The 18,974-nt window shown below is 31.7% G+C and carries 17 protein-coding genes; 4 read left to right on the top strand and 13 right to left on the bottom strand.

Annotated features, from left to right (window positions below):
• Positions 1-81: 81 nt before the first annotated feature.
• The 4 genes from nth to HZR23_RS09685 are packed head-to-tail and all read right to left on the bottom strand — an operon-like array spanning position 82 to position 5,268.
• A complete protein-coding gene (gene nth / locus HZR23_RS09700) occupies positions 82-717 on the bottom strand; it encodes an endonuclease III (protein WP_243098227.1) in 636 nt (211 codons plus the stop codon).
• Between the two features lie 25 nt (positions 718-742).
• Complete coding sequence (locus HZR23_RS09695) at positions 743-1,024, bottom strand: DUF503 domain-containing protein (RefSeq protein WP_132848569.1); 282 nt, start codon at positions 1,022-1,024, stop codon at positions 743-745.
• Between the two features lie 16 nt (positions 1,025-1,040).
• Positions 1,041-4,130 carry an efflux RND transporter permease subunit gene (locus HZR23_RS09690; protein WP_132848570.1) on the bottom strand — a complete coding sequence of 1,030 codons (3,090 nt, stop codon included), beginning with the start codon at positions 4,128-4,130 and terminating at the stop codon, positions 1,041-1,043.
• Positions 4,117-5,268 carry an efflux RND transporter periplasmic adaptor subunit gene (locus HZR23_RS09685; RefSeq protein WP_132848571.1) on the bottom strand — a complete coding sequence of 384 codons (1,152 nt, stop codon included), beginning with the start codon at positions 5,266-5,268 and terminating at the stop codon, positions 4,117-4,119. Before HZR23_RS09685 ends, HZR23_RS09690 begins: the two co-directional genes overlap by 14 nt.
• 399 nt (positions 5,269-5,667) lie before the next feature.
• On the opposite strand from HZR23_RS09685, the gene HZR23_RS09680 reads away from it, so the two are divergent.
• From HZR23_RS09680 to HZR23_RS09665, 4 genes are read left to right on the top strand one after another with little or no spacing between them, the layout of a single operon-like run.
• Positions 5,668-6,015 (top strand): TetR/AcrR family transcriptional regulator, encoded by a 348-nt coding sequence (locus HZR23_RS09680; protein WP_207667880.1) that lies wholly within the window; start codon positions 5,668-5,670, stop codon positions 6,013-6,015.
• Positions 6,006-6,245 (top strand): hypothetical protein, encoded by a 240-nt coding sequence (locus tag HZR23_RS09675; protein ID WP_207667881.1) that lies wholly within the window; start codon positions 6,006-6,008, stop codon positions 6,243-6,245. Before HZR23_RS09680 ends, HZR23_RS09675 begins: the two co-directional genes overlap by 10 nt.
• Before the next feature lie 37 nt (positions 6,246-6,282).
• Entirely contained in the window at positions 6,283-7,437 is a 1,155-nt protein-coding gene (locus tag HZR23_RS09670) for an alpha/beta fold hydrolase (RefSeq protein ID WP_249536665.1), read from the top strand.
• Positions 7,438-7,485: 48 nt separating this feature from the next.
• On the top strand, positions 7,486-7,662 hold the full coding sequence (locus HZR23_RS09665; protein ID WP_207667888.1) for a YdeI/OmpD-associated family protein: 177 nt from the start codon (positions 7,486-7,488) through the stop codon (positions 7,660-7,662).
• Between the two features lie 167 nt (positions 7,663-7,829).
• On the opposite strand, the gene HZR23_RS09660 is transcribed toward HZR23_RS09665, so the two are convergent.
• From HZR23_RS09660 to HZR23_RS09615, 9 genes are all read right to left on the bottom strand, one after another.
• Entirely contained in the window at positions 7,830-10,319 is a 2,490-nt protein-coding gene (locus tag HZR23_RS09660) for a sensor domain-containing protein (RefSeq protein WP_132848620.1), read from the bottom strand.
• Between the two features lie 661 nt (positions 10,320-10,980).
• Positions 10,981-11,127 carry a hypothetical protein gene (locus tag HZR23_RS09650; RefSeq protein WP_165913691.1) on the bottom strand — a complete coding sequence of 49 codons (147 nt, stop codon included), beginning with the start codon at positions 11,125-11,127 and terminating at the stop codon, positions 10,981-10,983.
• A 198-nt stretch (positions 11,128-11,325) separates the two neighbouring features.
• Entirely contained in the window at positions 11,326-12,510 is a 1,185-nt protein-coding gene (locus tag HZR23_RS09645; RefSeq protein ID WP_132848619.1) for a glycine C-acetyltransferase, read from the bottom strand.
• 29 nt (positions 12,511-12,539) lie between these two features.
• The gene (locus HZR23_RS09640; RefSeq protein ID WP_132848618.1) at positions 12,540-14,852 is read right to left on the bottom strand and encodes a Lon protease family protein; all 2,313 of its coding nucleotides are present in this window, start codon (positions 14,850-14,852) and stop codon (positions 12,540-12,542) included.
• 68 nt (positions 14,853-14,920) lie between these two features.
• On the bottom strand, positions 14,921-15,388 hold the full coding sequence (locus HZR23_RS09635; protein ID WP_213050211.1) for a DUF456 domain-containing protein: 468 nt from the start codon (positions 15,386-15,388) through the stop codon (positions 14,921-14,923).
• Between the two features lie 123 nt (positions 15,389-15,511).
• Positions 15,512-17,164: a nucleoside kinase gene (locus HZR23_RS09630; RefSeq protein WP_132848616.1), complete on the bottom strand. Its 1,653-nt coding sequence runs from the start codon at positions 17,162-17,164 to the stop codon at positions 15,512-15,514.
• A gap of 128 nt (positions 17,165-17,292) precedes the next feature.
• Entirely contained in the window at positions 17,293-17,721 is a 429-nt protein-coding gene (locus HZR23_RS09625; RefSeq protein WP_132848615.1) for a CBS domain-containing protein, read from the bottom strand.
• Between the two features lie 125 nt (positions 17,722-17,846).
• Entirely contained in the window at positions 17,847-18,368 is a 522-nt protein-coding gene (lepB, locus tag HZR23_RS09620; RefSeq protein ID WP_132848614.1) for a signal peptidase I, read from the bottom strand.
• Positions 18,369-18,485: 117 nt separating this feature from the next.
• A complete protein-coding gene (locus HZR23_RS09615; RefSeq protein ID WP_132848613.1) occupies positions 18,486-18,842 on the bottom strand; it encodes a monothiol bacilliredoxin BrxC family protein in 357 nt (118 codons plus the stop codon).
• Between the last annotated feature and the right edge of the window lie 132 nt (positions 18,843-18,974).

The following is an 18,974-nucleotide window of genomic DNA, read 5'->3' as shown; positions in this document are numbered from 1 at the left end:
AAGAAAAATAACATCCTTTCAAAAACAACAAATTACATATACATTTATACATTTCTTCAGAAACATCCTATTTCCTTCTTTTTATTTTGAGTTTTTGAAGTGCAAACAATCTATTGATAAAGGACACTCCTCACATTGTGGTTTTCTAGCCTTACAAATTCTTCTCCCATGATATATTAGCCAATGATGGGCCTCAGACCATTTTCTTTTTGGTATATTTTTCATAAGCTGTTCTTCAGTAGTCAAAACATTATCACTACTAGCAAGCCCTAACCGATTAGATACCCTAAACACATGAGTATCGACAGGTATAGCATCTTGGCCAAATACATTACTTATTACTACATTAGCAGTTTTTCTTCCAACACCAGGTAATGTAGTTAGCTCCTCTAATGTGCTTGGTACCTCTCCATTATATTTTTCGACTAATATTCTACAGGTAGCTAAAATATTTTGACTTTTATTTTTATAGAAACCACAGCTTTTTACCATTTTTTCAAGCTCCACTTGACTTAGGGTTAAAAAATCCTCAGGACTTTTATATTCTTTATATATCTCCTTTGTCACTTCATTTACTCTTTTATCAGTACATTGGGCTGCTAGTATTGTAGCTATTAATAACTCGAAGGCATTAGAATAGTTTAATTCACTTTCAGCCCCTGCGTACATTTCCTCTAAAATCCTTAAAACATTCTTTATTTTAGCTTTCGAAAGCATTTTTTCCCCCATACATATTTTCCTTTCAGTATATATCTATTTCACAGCTTGTAATGTCAAATCTACCGTCTCGCTCAATAAAATTAATAACAGATTGAATAACCTCATCTGCATGTCTTCTACTATTACTTATGCAACAAAAACCGATCTCGGACAACTGCCATTTGTCAAGCTCTCCTATTTCTGCAATTGACACATTAAATCTTGATTTTATTCTTTCTATAACACTTTTAATAATATGTCTTTTAGCTTTTAATGAATCCGTATCATACATTACTAATTTCATAGAACATACCCCAACTAACATTTTGCATTTCCCCTCTTTATTTAATAATGTCATTATTTTTCCTTAAAACCTTAACTTTTAAATCATCCAATAGTAGATAAATTACTGGCATTGCAATTAAGGTTAAGACGGTTGATAATATTAGACCCCCAATAACAACTGTGGCTAATGGTGCCTGTACTTCTGCCCCCTCACCTATACCTAGGGCTAACGGAAACAGGCCTAATACAGTCGTTAATGTAGTCATCATAATTGGTCTTAATCTAGTTGGACCTGCCTGTAAAATTGCTTCTACTCTGTCCTTTCCGTTATATCTTAAGGTATTAATATAGTCTATTAATACTATACCATTATTTACTACTATTCCTGCCAAGACTATTGCACCTATTACTGCTGGAACACTAATAGGCCTTCTGCTAATAAATAGTCCTAATACTCCACCAGAAAAGGCTAAGGGAACTGATAGTATTATTATAAACGGATATAGGAAGGATTGAAATTGAGCAGCTAAGATCATATAGACTAATAATATAGCTAATATTACTGCTAAAATTAGACTATTCATTGCCTCTTCATACTGTTCTCTCTGACCTCTAAATTGATAGCTATATCCCGCTGGTAGATTATAGTCTTCAAGTCTATTCTCTATATCACCTACTACACTATTTAAATCTCGGTTAAATAAAGTGGCGCTTACAGTTACAGTCCTTACTTGATCTGATCTTCTAATTACACTTGGGCCAATGGCATTATTAATTTGAGCTATCTGTTCCAAAGGAACATTAACACCTAAAACTGTAGTTATAGGCATAAGCATAAAATTTGAAAGATCATGCTTAAAATGCTTTTCACCTCTCATTATAACATCTAGTTCTTTTCCCATTAATCTAAATTTTGTTACGGATGTGCCATTTAAAATATTTCTAACTGTTGTAGCAACCTGAGCTGCCTGAAGACCGTACTGAGATGCAATATCACGATTTAACTTAATTTCCATTTGAGGCCGGCCTTCCATATAATTAGAAGTAACTTCTCTAGTTCCTCTAACATTATCAACTATATCTATGAAATCCTCAGAAATTATTTTTAGCATCTCTAAATCATCGCCTTTTATTTCTATTTCAATTGAAGTACCACCCATACCCATTCCCATAAATGAAGATATACCAGAAATAGAAATATCTGCCCCGGCAATTCTATTCAAATCTCTTCTAATACTATCTATTATTTCAGCCGTTGTCATTTTCCGCTCACTAGCCGGTACTAATCTAGCATTTATTACTGCCATATGAGATCTTCCGCTATGAGAATCAAAGAAAACATCCCCACCACCTATATTAGTAAAAACTGTCTTAACATCTTTATAATCATAAAGTATGTTTTCAATATTTTCAGCAATATTTGTAGTTTCACTAATATTTGCACCATGGGGTAATCGAATATTAATCATAAACATTCCGTCATCAAAGTCTGGGAAGTATTCTGAACCAGTAAATAAAGATAGACTGATTGTAATAATAAACAATATAGCTATTAACAAAATTACTGTCTTTCTATGATACATACTCCAACTAAGCATCCTAGCGTATTTATCACTCAGACTATCAAATAGCTTATTAAATAAACCGTGAACACCTGAGCAAACAAAGCTGTTATGTTTTTTACTTAACATTTGAGAACAAAGCATTGGTACTAGTGTTAAGGAAACAACCAGAGATGCAAGAAGAGAAAACGTAACTGTTAATGCTAATTCTCTAAATATCTCCGCCGTAACTCCCTCCACAAAGGCAATAGGTAAGAAAACAGCCACCGTTGTCAAGGTTGATGCGGTTACAGCCATTGATACTTCACTAGCACCATTTATTGAAGCCTCTTTTGGCTCATACCCTTCCTCCCTATATCTAAATATATTTTCTAAAACTACAATTGCATTGTCAACTAGCATACCTACACCTAAAGCAAAACCTCCTAATGATAGTAGGTTTAAAGTAATACCTGAAAAATACATTAGTGTAAAAGTAGCTATTATAGAAATTGGTATTGATAGTGCAATTACTAATGTTACTCTAATATTTTTCATAAATAAGTATAAAATTAAAATCGCAAGTATACCACCAATTAAAGCCGTTGCTCCAACGTTATATACTGATCTTCTTATAAAGATTGACTGATCTATAACTGGATCAATTGATATGTCATCTAAACTCTTCGTAAGTTCATCTATCTCCCTATGTATAATATTTGTTACCGTAACTGTATTAGAATTTGCTTGTTTTTGAATAGCCATTCTAATTGCTTTTTCTCCATTAATTTTAACAATTTGTATTGCATCGCTCTGAGTTAGATTAATTTCTACTATTTCTTCAAGTGGTACACTCCCCCCTGTAGGAAGTGGTATTGGCAAATTTCTTATCTCCTCTAAATTTCCAAACTCTCCGACAGTTCTAATGAGTACATTTCTATTCCCCATCGCAACTTCACCACCGGGTAAATTAACATTTTCCGTTCTTAGTAAATTCATCAATTGCATAGCTGTAATATTATATGAAGATAAAACATCCGGATTAAACACTATCTCTATAATATCTTCTGTACCACCAGTTATTGAGACAGAAGCTACTCCGTCTAACCTTTCTAATCTAGGCTTTATATGTTTTTCTGCAATAATTTGAAGCCTACTTAAATCATTACTTCCACCTAAGGCCAATATCATAATTGGTAGCTGATTTGGATCTACTTTAAGAACCATTGGAGTAAGGGCATCCTCTGGAAGAAAATCCTTAATTAAATCAATTCTTTCTCTCATTTGTAATGTAGCAAAATCCATATCAGTACCCTGATTAAATTCTATAGTAACTGTGGATACACCTTCTGCGGATGAGGATGAAAGTTTTTTTACATTATGTACTGTAGCTAATACCTCTTCTAAAGGTCTTGTTATCATATTTTCTATTTCAAATGGCCCCGCTCCAGGATATCTAACTGTAACCATAGCCACTGGTATATTCATTTGGGGTAATAAATCCATTGGTAATCTAAATATGGATACAGCACCTAACAATAAAACTATAGCTATAAGCATAAAAACAGATACGGGTTTTTTTACTGCCCAATTAGATATTTTCATGATTACCACCTCTGACTACCTGAACCTTCATTTTATCCTTTAAATATTGTTGTCCTTTTATTACCACTTTTTCTCCTGTTTCCACTCCACTCACTATTTCCACATTATCATCTTGTTCGATTCCAAGTTCTATTCTTCTTTTAAACACCCGTTCCTCAGCTTCAATAAAAACATAAGTATCCTTACCTTCAAAAAGTATTGCATCCTTTGAAATAACAACTACATTTTCTTTCTTTGCCCGCTGAAATCTAACTTTATTAAAATATCCTATTTTTAAAGCGTTGTCTTCGTTATCAATAATAACCTCTACTAAATATAGATTTGATCTGGGGTCTGCAACAGTATTTACTAAGGAAACAATACCCTTTCTTATATCATTATCTATATCAACATATACCTCTTCATTTATCCTTATTTCGTCTAATAGTTTTTCTGAAACATGAATATTCGACTTTAAAATTTTAGTATTTGTAATTACTAAAGCAGGTTGTTGATTTAGAGCTATTTGATTTTCAAAAACATTAAGCTGTGAAATCACTCCATCAATTGGAGAATAATAGTCTAGCTCAGTTAATTGTCTTAATGTATTGGCATATGCCATTTTTGATTGATCTACCTGTGCCTTTGCAGCCAAAAGTGAAGCTTCAACATTTCCAATTACACCACTAACATTTAAGGTAGAATTGCCTTGTACAAACTTGTTTAATCCTCTATTGGTTGATAAAACTGCTATATCTTCCATAGCCTTCTGTTGATTTTCTAATAGCTCTCTTTGTTTATTATAATTATCCTTTGCCATGTCATAATTTAGCTTAGCATGCTCCACCTGCTGTCTAAGGATGCTTTTATCTAATTCAAATAACAAATCCCCTTCTTTAACTGAATCACCAACTTTAAAATTTACATTAGTCACATTTAGACCTGGTGTTTTAGCAAATATCATTACATTTTCCACTGGTTTTAACTGAGAAGTGAGTGTTACCCACTGGGTTATGTTTCCTCTTTGTGCTTCAGAAACTTCAATAGCCGTTAGCCTTTCTTCCTCGGAATCATTATTTGAACATCCATTTATATTAACTGTTATGATCAAACACATAACAATATAAAAAGATAAAACTAAAAAACTTTTACCACGCAAATTTACCCCTCCAATATACTAGCGTCACTTTTTAAAATGTCCAATTTGCACCCATAATAAACTATCACACAGTGAAGTCAACATTAAGTAGCTCAAACTATTTTTACCAATTTAACTTCCATCATATACTATATTAAACAAATGTTGTAACAATACATTCACGCTATTAAGCTAATAGGTTTACATATGTTTATTATACATAACATGCGGAGTGTGTGGTCGTGATAGAGAAGAAGAATTTATTCTTAGGCATGGGTGTTGCAAATAAATAATATACTTTCTCTTTCAATTTCATATTATTCTGAAAAAGTACATATAACTTTATTGTAACCCATCTTTACATTGTTAAGATTTTGAGGTATAATCTTAATGATGTTAACATATTGGAGGTTATAGGAAATGTCAACTAAATCATATCACCATGGAGATCTAAGAAACTCACTAATAGAAGCGGGTATTGAACTCATTAACCAAGAGGGTGCAAAACAATTTTCATTACGAAAAGTATCTAGATTGTGCGGGGTAAGTCAAGCAGCACCCTATAGTCACTTTCAAAGTAAAGAGGATCTATTGGAAGCAATGCAGGCCCATGTTGTGAAACAGTTTATGGAGATACTGGAGAATGCAATAAAATCTTGCGCTAATCCAAATGACCCAAGTACTCTTGTTCAAATTGGTAAGAGTTATGTTATGTTTTTTATTAATAACCCCCAATATTTCTATTTTCCCAGCCGTGTATGGAGGTGAATCTTTCCTTAGATGGTGATGGAAGCTCGAACTTTCCACCTTTTGAGCTTTTTAAAACCGTTGCTTTGCCTATTTTCAGAGGGATGGGAATGTCTAAGCATAAAATGGAAGATGCAATCATCTCCTTATGGGCGACGGTGCATGGCCTTGCTTCCATTGCAACAATGAAAAATGTGCATTATGACAAGGCTTGGGAAGATAAAATCGAAGATATTATTTGGAATAAATAAATTTACTAGCCATTGGCTATACAAATAAGGAGTAAAGATGAAAGATAAATCAATGAATCGATTTTCAATTAAGTCATTTCGGAGGGGGATTGGAAGAGTAATGTTTATTGTCCTTTCTATTTTACTTGTGAGTACTTTTATTTTTGCAGGTGTATTATTAGCGTGGAGTCCCGGAAAACCAATCCCTTTCATAGATGAAAATGGAAGGCCGTTGGTAGGCAGCATTTCAGAAAAAATCCATGTGAATATCAATGGAGTAGAACAGGGGATGTTTATTAAGGGTAGGGATAAAGCGAAGCCAGTACTGCTTTTCCTGCATGGAGGTCCAGGTCTACCTACGTATTGGCTTACTAGTAAATATCCTACAGGTCTTGAGGATTATTTTACGGTCTGCTATTGGGAAACACGAGGTACTGGACTTTCCTATAATTCGGAGGTTCCCCCTAAGACTGTTACATGGGAGCAGTTGATATCCGACACAATAGAGGTATCAAACTACCTTCGCAAGCGCTTTGGACAGGAAAAGATTTACCTAATGGGACATTCGGGAGGATCTTTTCTTGGGATTCAGGTTGCTGCACGGGCACCAGAGCTGTACAACGCCTATATCGGCGTGGCTCAGATGTCACGACAGTTCGAATCTGAAAAACTAGCATACAAATATATGATAGAACAGTATACGAAGGCCAGGGATATAAGAATGGTCCAAAAGCTTGAGAAGTTTCCTATACCTGAAATGAATGCTGTGCCAAAGGCATATCGTAATCTACGTGACGTAGCGATGCATAGGCTTGGCATAGGTACGATGCACAATATGAAGTCGGTAATCACGGGTGTCTTTTTCACAAGCTTTCAGAGTAGGGAGTATACCCTTAGTGAAAAGATAAATTTATGGCGTGGTAAAAACTCGAGCCAATATCAGAAGATGTGGGATGAGATGATGGAAACGGATTTGACTAAGATAGTACAGAAGTTGAACATTCCCGTCTATTTCTTTGAAGGTGTACACGATTATACATGCAACTATACTTTAACAAAGGAGTACTTTGAGAAACTGCAGGCACCAGTGAAAGGATTCTATACCTTTATAAATTCAGCCCACAGTCCGATATTTGAAGAGCCTGAAAAAGTTAAACAAATTTTGGAAAAGGATGTGTTGTCAGGAAAAAATAACCTTGCAGATATAAAATGATGTAAATGCTATTAGATGTAGGATGACAAGGAAACTTATGAAAATTTTATGAAATTCCCTGAGCTCTATAGACGAATAAGAATAGATACAATTCAACAGATGAAGAATCAATCTGAGCTATTTACGAAAAGGCTGGAAAAATTTATAAAGAATACTAAGCAAGGCAAGATGTATGGCTCTCATGGATTGATAATGGCCGCCTCAGTGAATATTAACTGGGTATAACGACATAGCCATTAGAAGATGCCAAGATGATGCCAGGCTCTCTCGGCTTTTTTGTACACTCAACGCACGTAAATCTGTCTATATAAAATCTCCTTGCTAAATTTATATTTTTTCAAATTTAGTAAGGAGATTCTTTTTTCACTTAATACAAAGTATTATTTTTAAAGTTAATAGTCAAATATTTTTTTTAATATTAACATTGATTCAATTTCTTCTACAGGAAGCGGCTTACTAAGTAAATATCCTTGAGCAAAATCACATCCATAGCTTTTTAGTTTATTATATTGCTCTAATGTTTCTATACCTTCAGCAGTAACAACACAACTCATACTGTGTGCAATGCTAATAATTAATTTAGCAATAAATTGTTCATTTGAGTCCTTTGTAATATTTTTAATAAATTCTCTATCAATTTTAATAATATCAATAGGTAATTTCTGAAGATAACTTAATGAAGAATAACCTGTCCCAAAATCATCTAATGCAATTTTTATATTCATACTCTTTAACATCTTTAAAACATTTATAGTATGTTTTAAGTCGTAAATCCCAATATTTTCAGTAATTTCAAAGATGATGTTTTCACCATTTATGCCCATTTCCTCTGTCAAATCAATTATTCTATTTATGAAGTTATGTTGTTTTATTTGTATTGCAGATAAATTAATTGAAACTTTCATATTATATATGCCTAATTCGTACCATTTCCTTAGTTGCTTATATACTTTTACTATTACTTCTTCTCCTATTTCAACAACTAACCCAGTTTTTTCTGCAAAAGGTATAAATTCCACTGGTGAAATCAGCCCCATTTCTGGATGCATCCACCTTATCAACGCTTCTAACCCAACTATTTCTCCAGTAATAAAATCTATAATTGGTTGGTAATAAACTATAAACTCATCCTTTAATAAGGCATTTCTTAAATCTTTCTCCATCGATAAAGCTTTAAGCGTCTTATCATGCATTTTTGAAGTATACATAGCATAACAATTTTTTGAATTTTCCTTTGCTTCATACATTGCAGTATCAGCGTTTTTAAGTAAAGTTTGTAAATCTGTACCATGGTCTGGATAAATAGTTATTCCTACGCTACTTGTAATATAGAATTCATTTCCTTCAACATTCCAGGCTTTATTTACTAACTCCATTATATTAGAAATATTGCCAAACAAATCATCAGTATCCATGACATTTGTTATTATTATTGCAAATTCATCGCCACTTAATCGAGCTAAGTTTTCGTTTTCAACAATTGTCTTGAGTGCACTTGCAACTTTTTTTAATAAAACATCTCCATATGAATGTCCATATATATCATTTATTCTCTTGAAATCATCTAAGTCTAGGTATAGTAATGCAAACTTTTCCCCCGTATCCTTTGCTATATCAATTCGTTCATTTAACATAATCTCAAAATTTTGTCGATTTGGTAATCCAGTTAACTGATCATAATAGGCTAAATTATAAAGCTCCTTTTCCATGCTTTTATAATCAGTTATATCAGCTCCAACTCCAATTGCCCCTATTACATTACCATGCCTATCGTGGATAGTACTGTTATTCCATAAAATATCTCTTATTCTACCATCCTTTGTAATAATTTTATTTTCTTGATTTATAAGTTTTTCACCATTTAATATTCTTGTGATGACTGATTTGGTATATTTTTTACTTTCGTAGGGTATGAATAAATCAGACCAATTTGCACCCATAACTTCTTCTTTATTGTAACCAGTTAATTTTTCTGCGTAGGGACTAAATTCAATGACTTTTTCATCCTTATCAACACCTAAAATAAATACAGCCGCTCCATTCACTATATTTCTATATAGTTCTTCCTTTTTATAAAAACTATCTTGTAGTTCAACATAATCAGTAATATCTGTATGTGAACCTGCAAGTTTTACGGGATTTCCTTTTTCGTCCCAAATGCCTTTTCCTTTACATAATACCCAACGGTATTCTCCACCTTTACATCTCAGTCTAAATGTATTTTCTAAAATTCCTAATCTTGATACTATATAATCATTTATGTCCTTTTCTACACTCTCCCTATCTTCCTTGTGAACTAGCTTTAACCATGAATCGTAAGTTCTAGGAACTTCTTCATCAGTATATCCAAATATACTTATCCATTTTAATGAAGAGAAATATACGCCACTTTCAATATCCCATTCCCAAATACCATCATTTGCTCCTTCTACTGCTAAATTATAACGCTGTTCACTCTTTTCTAACAATTTTATTGTGTTCTCTAGTTCATTAAACTGTTGACTTAGTTCTTCATCCATAGCTAATAATTCTTCATAGGTTGAACTCAATTCTTCATAACCTTTAAAAACTGTATCTGTCGATATTTTATATAAATAAATTCTTCTATATATAATTAAATAAAAAACTATCCCAGTAATAAATACATAAAGCCAACCTTTGTATGTTTGCATAGTGATTAACATGTCAATATCTTTTACAATAGAAGATAATAAGCGGTCTGATAACATTATCCATACTAAACCTATAAATATATATATTGCTATTATTTTTAAAGTTGCATTGTGCGGTCTAATTGCTTTACCATCATTTATATAATCCGAGAAAGAAGATTGAATTTTTCCTATTTTTTCATTGAACCATTGACTATCTTTTTTGTTCATAAGTTCTCCCCCTCTAATCTTTTTATCTGTTTTATGATTTTGAATAAACAAAGTAAATTGTTTTATTTGTTAAATCATAGCTATTTTCTAAAAAAATATCCATTCTAACATTAGTAAGTTATCTTTCGACTTGAATAAAGAACTTAAATGAAGTACTACTTCTGAAATAGTGTGCTACTATCCTAAATCACACAACTTTATATGGATATATTAATGAGATTTCCTACCATTCATATTAGCCGGTAGCAGTTTTATCTCATTTCGTGTACAACTATGTAATCTAGAGCGCTAGCCATAATACATTTACATTTAAATAACACCCATTATTCGATGTACAACTTCCCTCACTTTTCAGTGAATACATTTATTCTAGCATAATAATTTTATAGCATGTGTCGAATTATGTAATTATTTGCATTAGATGTCGAATTTCTGTAAATTATGATCCATTTTCTAAATAGTAGCTAAATCCTTACATATGTACAGTACAATTTATTTTGAATCTAAAATTTTGATAGTTATAATTGTCTTTTTATAAGAAAAGAAGATACCTTTTAAAGTAACTTCTGCTCTTTAGAATATTTACTTTTTGTTACTAACCCACCTTTGATGTGTCTTATGCTTTTATTTTATTCAAGTAGTTCCTCTTCTTTTGCGAAAATCAACCTTTAAAATCTAACTGATGATACTTATCACTTAAATGCATTATAAACTCTCCACTTCCCCCTATATAGGGTATAAGCCATAACAGTATCACTACCAATACTGTCACAATACTAATTAATATAAATATTACCTTTTTACTCAACGAAAATCCCCCCAATTTTGAGCAAATAAATTGCACTATAATATGTATCTGCGTTCCTTATAATAGGCCTATTACCCTTAAGAAGCCAATTGGCTTCTCAAAAGTTTTGCTTATAAAATAACATTATCAATAGTATATCTTTCGTAAACTTAAAATAAATTCGGCAAGATGTTTCATGCCGAATTATTTCTTCATATATTATATTACACTCATCTCTTTTCCTACTTTTTCAAATATTTCTAGGGCACGGTCTAATTGTTCCTTAGTATGATTTGCTGTAACCATACATCTTACCCTTCCAGTACCTAGAGGTACTGTTGGGAATACTATACCTGAAACAAAAAGTCCTTCCTCTAATAATCTTCTACTAAATTTCATTGTTTTATCTTCTCCACCAATAATTACAGGTGTAATTGGGGTTTGACTATTTCCAATATTATATCCTAATTCTTTCATTTTTGCTTTAAAGTAGTTCGCATTATTCCACAGTCTATCTGTATACTCTGATGTAGACATTAAAATCTTAACAGCTTCTATTACTGCTCCAGCAACAGCCGGCGGTAAGTAAGTACTAAATAGTAATGGTCTACCCCTATGACTCAGCCAATCTCTCATAGTATTACTTCCTGCAACATATCCACCTATGGCCCCAATAGCCTTTGATAATGTTCCAATAGTAAAATCTACTCTCCCATGCAAATCATAATGATCAATAGTACCTCTTCCATTTGTACCAAGTACTCCTGAGCCATGGGCATCATCAACATATGTCATAGCATTATATATTTCAGCTACTTCAACGATATCTGGAAGTGGAGCTAGGTCTCCATCCATACTAAATACCCCATCTGTTATTATTAATATATTTCTATACTTATCTCTATTCTCTTTTAAAACTGTTTCTAAATGATTTACGTCTGCATGCTTAAAAACTGTTTTTTTAGCTCTACTCAATCTTGCACCGTCAATTATACTAGCATGATTTAGTTCATCTGATATTATTAAATCCTCTTCATCAGTTACACTTTGTATTGTTCCCGCATTACAGTTAAAACCTGATTGAAAAACCATAACTGCTTCTTCTTTCTTAAATTCTGCTAGTACCCTTTCCATTTCCTCATGAATATCCATATTTCCAATTATAGTTCTAACAGCACCAACACCCACACCATACTTCTCTATTGCCTTTATAGAGGCCTCCTTTAATCTTGGATGATTAGCAAAACCTAAATAATTATTAGAAGATAGATTTATAACTTTTTTTCCATTTAAAATGATTTCTGCTTCATTTGGTCCTTCTAATATTGGTAGTGTTCGATAGACACCATCTTTTTTTAAATCCTCAATTTTTTCTTTTAAGTAGCTTAATTCATGAATACTCATTAGAACCTTCCTCTCTAGTTTTGAAATTTTTATTTATTTAAATATAAATTTAGGTTGTTTTCTACTAGCTCATACACTTTCTTATGATCCAATCCTGTCATTAGTTCGATTCCTTCATTAACATGCTTTACTGTATATACATGGAATTGACCTTCTTTTACCGCCTCTACAACTTCATCCTTTAACATAAGATTATCTATGTTTTGATACGGTATAATTACGCCTTGTTTACCCGTAAATCCTCTTTTTTTACATAAATCATAGAATCCTTCTACTTTTTCGGTTATACCCCCAACAGGCTGGATATACCCTTTTTGATTTACTGAACCAGTCACTGCAATATATTGTTTCAATGGTATTTTACCTAGACTTGAAAGTAATGCATAAAGCTCTGCACTAGAAGCACTGTCACCGTCGACTCCACCATAAGATTGTTCAAAACAAATGCTGGCAGTAAAACTAATATTTTTACGTTGAGCAAATTTCTCTTGAATAAACCCCGAAAGAATCATTACTCCCTTATCATAAATATCTCCACTTAAATTAACTTCTCTTTCTATATTAATAATACCTTCCTTACCCATACTCGTTGTCACTGTAATTACACTTGGCTTTCCAAAACTAAATTCACCTATACTTAAAACTGAAAGCCCATTTACTACTCCAATTTTATTGCCCTTTATGTCAATCAATACCTTTTCATTATCAAACATTTCTTGAACTTTATTTTGATATTTATTAACTCTATCTAATTTCTTAGCAATGGCTTTATCCACATCTATGGCTGTTACAATATTTCTATTATGGATTTTAGCCCATTCGTTAGACTCAATAATAACTTCAATAATTTTATTAAATTTTAGAGATAATTTATTTTGATTACCAGTTAACCGGGAACTATGTTCAACTATCCTACCGACAGCAGGGGCATCAAAAGGAAGCATATTTTCTTCATTAGTATAACTTTTAATAAACCGAGCAATTTTTAGCTCACTTTCATCATCTCTGTCCATTTCATAATCAAAACTAACTAAAATTTTGAAATACTTTTGAAAATCTTCATCATAGTTATATAACAAGTGATAAATCATCTCACTACCTATCATAATTATCTTTAACTTTATTGGTATTGCCTCTAATTTTAAGGCTGCTGCCTCTGATATGCCTAATTGACTTCCTAAGCTTTCTACGGCTATTTCTTTTGTCTGCAGAATTCTCTTTAAGGACTCCCATGCATAGGGGTTTGTTAATAACTGCTTTGCTTCTACTATTAAATATCCGCCATTGGCCAACTGAATTGATCCTGGTTTTACCATTAAAAAGTCAGTTTTCGTAACACCATTGACATTTTCATACTCCATAGCCCCGGTTAATCTAATTAGACTTGGATTATACTCAAATACAACTGGTGCTCCATTTGTTTTACTATTATCTATAAATAGATTTACTCTATACCTTTTTAAGAAAGGATCACTTAAAAGCTTTTTGGAATCTGTAGCCCCTTCTTCACCTTCATCTGGTATAAAGTAATATATATTTTCTACTATATCTTTTTCAGCATTTTTAAGATACTCAATAACCTTTTTATGCTCTTTATATTTTAAGATTAATTCATCTATTAATGGCTTTACAACAAAAAGCGCGCAATCATTTTCTTGTTTTAAAAGCTGGTTTTTAGCTTGTATTTCTAAGTTTTTTATTTTTAACATAACATTTAATGCTTCTTCATGAATTTCTTCAAGATCTTTTTCAAGATCCTCCTGTATATAACCCTCTTCCCCTTCTTTTTCTTTTATTGGTGTAAAAACAAACCCAGAACTAGTACTTTTTAAGGAATATCGTCTTTCTTTCGAAAACTCTGTTAAGTACTGTAGTAAAGTATTTTTTTGTTCCTGATATTGTTTAACTACTTCATTTTTTTGTCTTTCATAGTCGTCACTATTAAAAGCTTCCGGGACGTTAACTATAAGATCCTCGAGAAGATTATCCATATCTTTTTGAAAAAGTCTACCTTTGCCAGCTGGCAAATTTAGTGCTATAGCATTTCGAGGAGTATCAAAGCAATAAACATAGCACCAATCATCAGGTACTGCTTTTTCCTTACTAATCTCTTTAATAATTTGTTTTGTGTAATTAGTCTTACCAGTCCCCTTTTCACCGCTTAAATAAATATTGTAACTAGAGTGATCGATTTTAAGGCCAAATTGCATAGCCTCTTCACCTGACTTCTGGCCTAAAATACTATTTAACTGAGGAAGCTCATCTGTAGATTTAAATGAAAATTTATTTAGTTTACTGTACCTTCGTAAATGTTCATGTGAAAGTGAATTATACTTTTCCATATAATATCCCCCCTAACGATAGAAGTCTAATAATATCCTATTCATTAGCAAGAGATAATTGCACTTTTTTAAAAAATAACTTTGTAAGCAAAAATTCCTACCATCAAACATACAACGAACACCTTAATAATAACAGTTAAGACAAAACCTAGGAAGGATAAACCACCCTTTTTTATAGACTTTATCCAGTCCTCCCCAGATAATAATTCAAAAACCACAATCCCTATAGCCTGACCAATAACTAAACCAACAACATTCAAAACTAAAAAACCAATTAGTCCTGATAAAAGCATTCCAGCAATATTTTTATTGGAAATATTATATTTTTTTGCGATTACTATAGTTGTTAAATAATCAAAGAACATAGTTATAATAGTTAAAATACTAAATATAATTATAAGTTGTATAGAAATTACGGTGAAATTTGTTATATACGAATATATAAAAATTCCTGCTAATACCAATATAACACTTGGTAAAGCTAGCACAAAAATTCCAACAAGTCCTAATACTATTAATATAATTGATAAACCCATATATAGATTTTCCACAATACCACCCTTAACTTTGTCCGTTTTATATTATAGTATATTTATATTACTAAATTTTTATTAAAAAAATAATTAAGCGTGGTTAATAACCACGCCTATATTTTTGAACTATTTTCCAATAAACTCTCTCATAATTGAATTTCTCGGTATTTCCTCTTCATTTTCTAATGCTACAAAATAATTTAAAAACTTTAATAGCCTTTTTGCCTCCACATAGTATGGACTTTCTGTTTCAACCTGTCTTAATAATGGCTCAGCGTATTTCTTTAATACACTTAATTCATAAAACAGCGCAGAGTTAAACATTGCATCAGCCTCTTCTTGAAAAGGAAAAATATTTTTTTCTTCTCCCCTTCTTACGGACGGCCATAGGGACAGTGTTCTTAGTGCATCATTAGATCTAAATTTACTATCTCTTACTATACGTCTGATGAGTCTAGTATCAGTTGTTGGAATTCGATTATGCTCATCAATATTTAACTGTGTCAATGCACTTATATATATTTTAAATTTATTAGCTTTTGATATAGATCTTGTTAATTCATCGTTTAAAGCATGAATACCCTCAAGGATTATAGGCTGGTCTTCAGAGATTTTTACCCTGTGTCCTGCAAATTCTCTAGCTCCCTTATGGAAATTGAAAGTCGGTATTTCTACCTCTTCACCTTTTAATAGTTTCTGAAGATGTTCATTAAATAATTTTATATCTATTGCATACAAGGATTCGAAATCATATTCTCCAAACTCATCTAATGGAGTATCTTCTCTATTTACAAAATAATCATCTAAAGAAATGGCTACAGGTTTAATCCCATTTACCTTTAATTGAATCATTAATCTATTAGCAAAGGTTGTTTTACCTGATGATGTAGGGCCTGCTATTAGTATTACTCGCTTTTCATGTATATCTTTAGTTATTGTATCAGCTATTTCAGCTATTTTTTTCTCGTGAAGTGCCTCTGCAATTCTTATAAATTCCGTTTCTTTTCTGGAAACAATTATGTCATTTAAAGAAGCAACATAATCTATTTCAAGTATTTCACCCCATTTTTCTGACTCCCTAAACACTTTAAACAGTTTAGGATGTTCCTCAAATTCAGGTATTGTTCCTCCATCTTCAATTCTAGGAAATTGTAATACTATACCAGGAGAATAATATTGTACTTTAAAGTCTTTAATATATCCTGTTGAAGGCACCATGTATCCGTAAAAGTAATTTTTAAGCCATCCACATTGATAAATATTTATATATGGCTTTTCCCTGTACTTCAATAAATTTACCTTACCAACATGGCAGTATTCTCTAAAAATATCCCTAGCTTCATTCACTGGAATTCTACTTTTTATAAATGGTGCATCTTCTGAAATTATTTCTCGCATTCTTCCTTCTATTCTTTCAACATCATCTTTATCTATAGCCCTCTTGTAATGTATTTCGCAATAAAGGCCTTTACTAATTGAATGTTCTACTGTAACTTTGCAACCGGATAATAACTCCATACTTGCCCTTACGAAAATGAAGGTTAAACTTCTTTGATATATACGAGAACCTATAGTAGTAGATAAGTCTATGAATTTCACATCGCAATCTGAATCTAATATGTAATTAAGTTCTTTTAATTCTCCATCTACTAAAGCTGCAACAATCAAATCATTAAACTCTTCCTGCAGATTTTTAGCTATTTCCTCTAAAGCTACTCCTTTTTCATATTGTAATGATTTAGAATTATTTATAGTAATTGTAATTATACCCTTAGTCATAAGAAAAGGTCCCCCTATAATATTTGATCTCATTAAGTATAATATTAATTTTTAAGAATAATATACCACCTTATAATTTTCTATATTAATATAAAAGTTCCTGCTTTTAACAGGAACTTTTAATATCATTATTTCATAGGTCTACTTGGAGTCGATATGTCACTTAAAGCCTTTCCTGCATCATCTACATATATATTTCTTACAGCTAAGTCACCAATTGCAATCATACCCACAATTTGTCCATTTTCTACTACAGGCAGTCTTCTTACTTGATTTTCAGCCATTAGTCTTGCAGCTTCGTGGGCATGGGCATCAGGACTTATCCAAATAAGCTCTTTAGACATTACCTTGTCAACACTTGAGGAAGAGTCTAAATTTTCAACAATACCTCTTACAACAATATCTCTATCTGTAACTATACCCACTGGATTATTTCTATTATCACAAACCGGAATTGACCCAACATTTAAATCTCTCATTTGCTTTGCAACTTCATTTAAGGAGCTTCGTGAATCTACAGCGAACACATGCTTCGTCATAATATCTTTTACTTTCATTAGTAAATCCTCCTTCACAAAATATTTTTTCTCCTTTATATAATTTGCTAATAATAAATTTTTATTACTATTTTATTTACTAATTTTTGCACAAAAAAAACCTATCTTTATGATAGGATTCTTCTTCAATATAAATAGCCAAGTTTATTAAATGGATATAGTCTTAAAAATGCTTTACCTATTATTTGTTCATTATCCACTAAGCCTAAAGCGGAGTCTCTACTATCTAAACTATTTCCGCGATTATCTCCCATAGCAAATAATTTATTTTTTGGTACAACTAAATCAATTTGTCCTGAAGTAAAAACATCTTGTAAATACTCTTCTTCTAGTAGATTATCATTTATATACACTAAACCATCATGTATAGTAATTTTTTCTCCAGGTAGTGCTATAACTCTTTTTATAAGTAATTTATCTCTTCCAGAATCAGTCTTTATATTAGATCTAAAAACTATTATATCTCCTCTTTCAGGTGTTCCTCTAGTATATAGCAATCTATTAATTAGTAAAAAATCATTATTATTTAAAGTAGGACTCATTGAATATTGTTTTACAATTGTTGGCTTAACAAATATTGTAATAATAAATGCTATAATACAAGATATGGCAATAACCTTAATCCACTCAATAATTTCTTTCTTCATCTTTATCCCCCTGTCAGAAAACCTAATATATATTTTAGCACTATAACTGATCTAAATCAATATACGGTTTTTATGACAGGACTACATGCTGCTACCTAAACAAAACTTTCTTTTAAATTAGACCATAACAAATTCATTTACAACCTCTAGAATGTTATCAAAAACTATATTAGAACCTTTATCGTCCCATGCAACTTCTCCATCAATTAATAAAATTAACTGAGGTACTGAATCACTAATATCTAACATTTCTTCAATGGCATCTGAAACTTCCGAATCTTCACGAACATTTACAAAGGTAAATAATATATCCTCTTCATTGTCTTCTATAAAGCTTAAATACTCAGTATATGCCTCCTGACTCTCTGGTATGGTCTCTTCATGTTTAAAAATGAATACAGGTTTCTTTTTTGACCCACGTATTATTTTCTCTAAACTTTCGACTGTACCAATCTTTTTTACTTTTGTAGCCACTTAATTCTACCTCCCCTAATATTTCATATTTTTCGATTTAAACACCATTTACTAATTGTATATTATATTTTTACTGATATTATAACTTCAAAAATCAATTATATGTAATTTCTTTTTATTAATTATCAGCCC

The organism is Serpentinicella alkaliphila (genome assembly GCF_018141405.1).
GTDB lineage: Bacteria > Bacillota > Clostridia > Peptostreptococcales > Natronincolaceae > Serpentinicella > Serpentinicella alkaliphila.
The sequence above is the reverse complement of the archived record's forward strand: the minus strand, read 5'-3'. Positions and strand labels throughout refer to the sequence as shown.

Bases quoted from the DNA above. Each gene is read 5' to 3' on its own strand.
- nth (WP_243098227.1), bottom strand. From the start codon at position 717: ATGCTTTCGAAAGCTAAAATAAAGAATGTTTTAAGGATTTTAGAGGAA.
- HZR23_RS09695 (WP_132848569.1), bottom strand. From the start codon at position 1,024: ATGTTAGTTGGGGTATGTTCTATGAAATTAGTAATGTATGATACGGAT.
- HZR23_RS09690 (WP_132848570.1), bottom strand. From the start codon at position 4,130: ATGAAAATATCTAATTGGGCAGTAAAAAAACCCGTATCTGTTTTTATG.
- HZR23_RS09680 (WP_207667880.1), top strand. From the start codon at position 5,668: ATGTCAACTAAATCATATCACCATGGAGATCTAAGAAACTCACTAATA.
- HZR23_RS09675 (WP_207667881.1), top strand. From the start codon at position 6,006: ATGGAGGTGAATCTTTCCTTAGATGGTGATGGAAGCTCGAACTTTCCA.
- HZR23_RS09670 (WP_249536665.1), top strand. From the start codon at position 6,283: ATGAAAGATAAATCAATGAATCGATTTTCAATTAAGTCATTTCGGAGG.
- HZR23_RS09665 (WP_207667888.1), top strand. From the start codon at position 7,486: ATGAAATTCCCTGAGCTCTATAGACGAATAAGAATAGATACAATTCAA.
- HZR23_RS09660 (WP_132848620.1), bottom strand. From the start codon at position 10,319: ATGAACAAAAAAGATAGTCAATGGTTCAATGAAAAAATAGGAAAAATT.
- HZR23_RS09645 (WP_132848619.1), bottom strand. From the start codon at position 12,510: ATGAGTATTCATGAATTAAGCTACTTAAAAGAAAAAATTGAGGATTTA.
- HZR23_RS09640 (WP_132848618.1), bottom strand. From the start codon at position 14,852: ATGGAAAAGTATAATTCACTTTCACATGAACATTTACGAAGGTACAGT.
- HZR23_RS09635 (WP_213050211.1), bottom strand. From the start codon at position 15,388: ATGGGTTTATCAATTATATTAATAGTATTAGGACTTGTTGGAATTTTT.
- HZR23_RS09630 (WP_132848616.1), bottom strand. From the start codon at position 17,164: ATGACTAAGGGTATAATTACAATTACTATAAATAATTCTAAATCATTA.
- HZR23_RS09625 (WP_132848615.1), bottom strand. From the start codon at position 17,721: ATGAAAGTAAAAGATATTATGACGAAGCATGTGTTCGCTGTAGATTCA.
- lepB (WP_132848614.1), bottom strand. From the start codon at position 18,368: ATGAAGAAAGAAATTATTGAGTGGATTAAGGTTATTGCCATATCTTGT.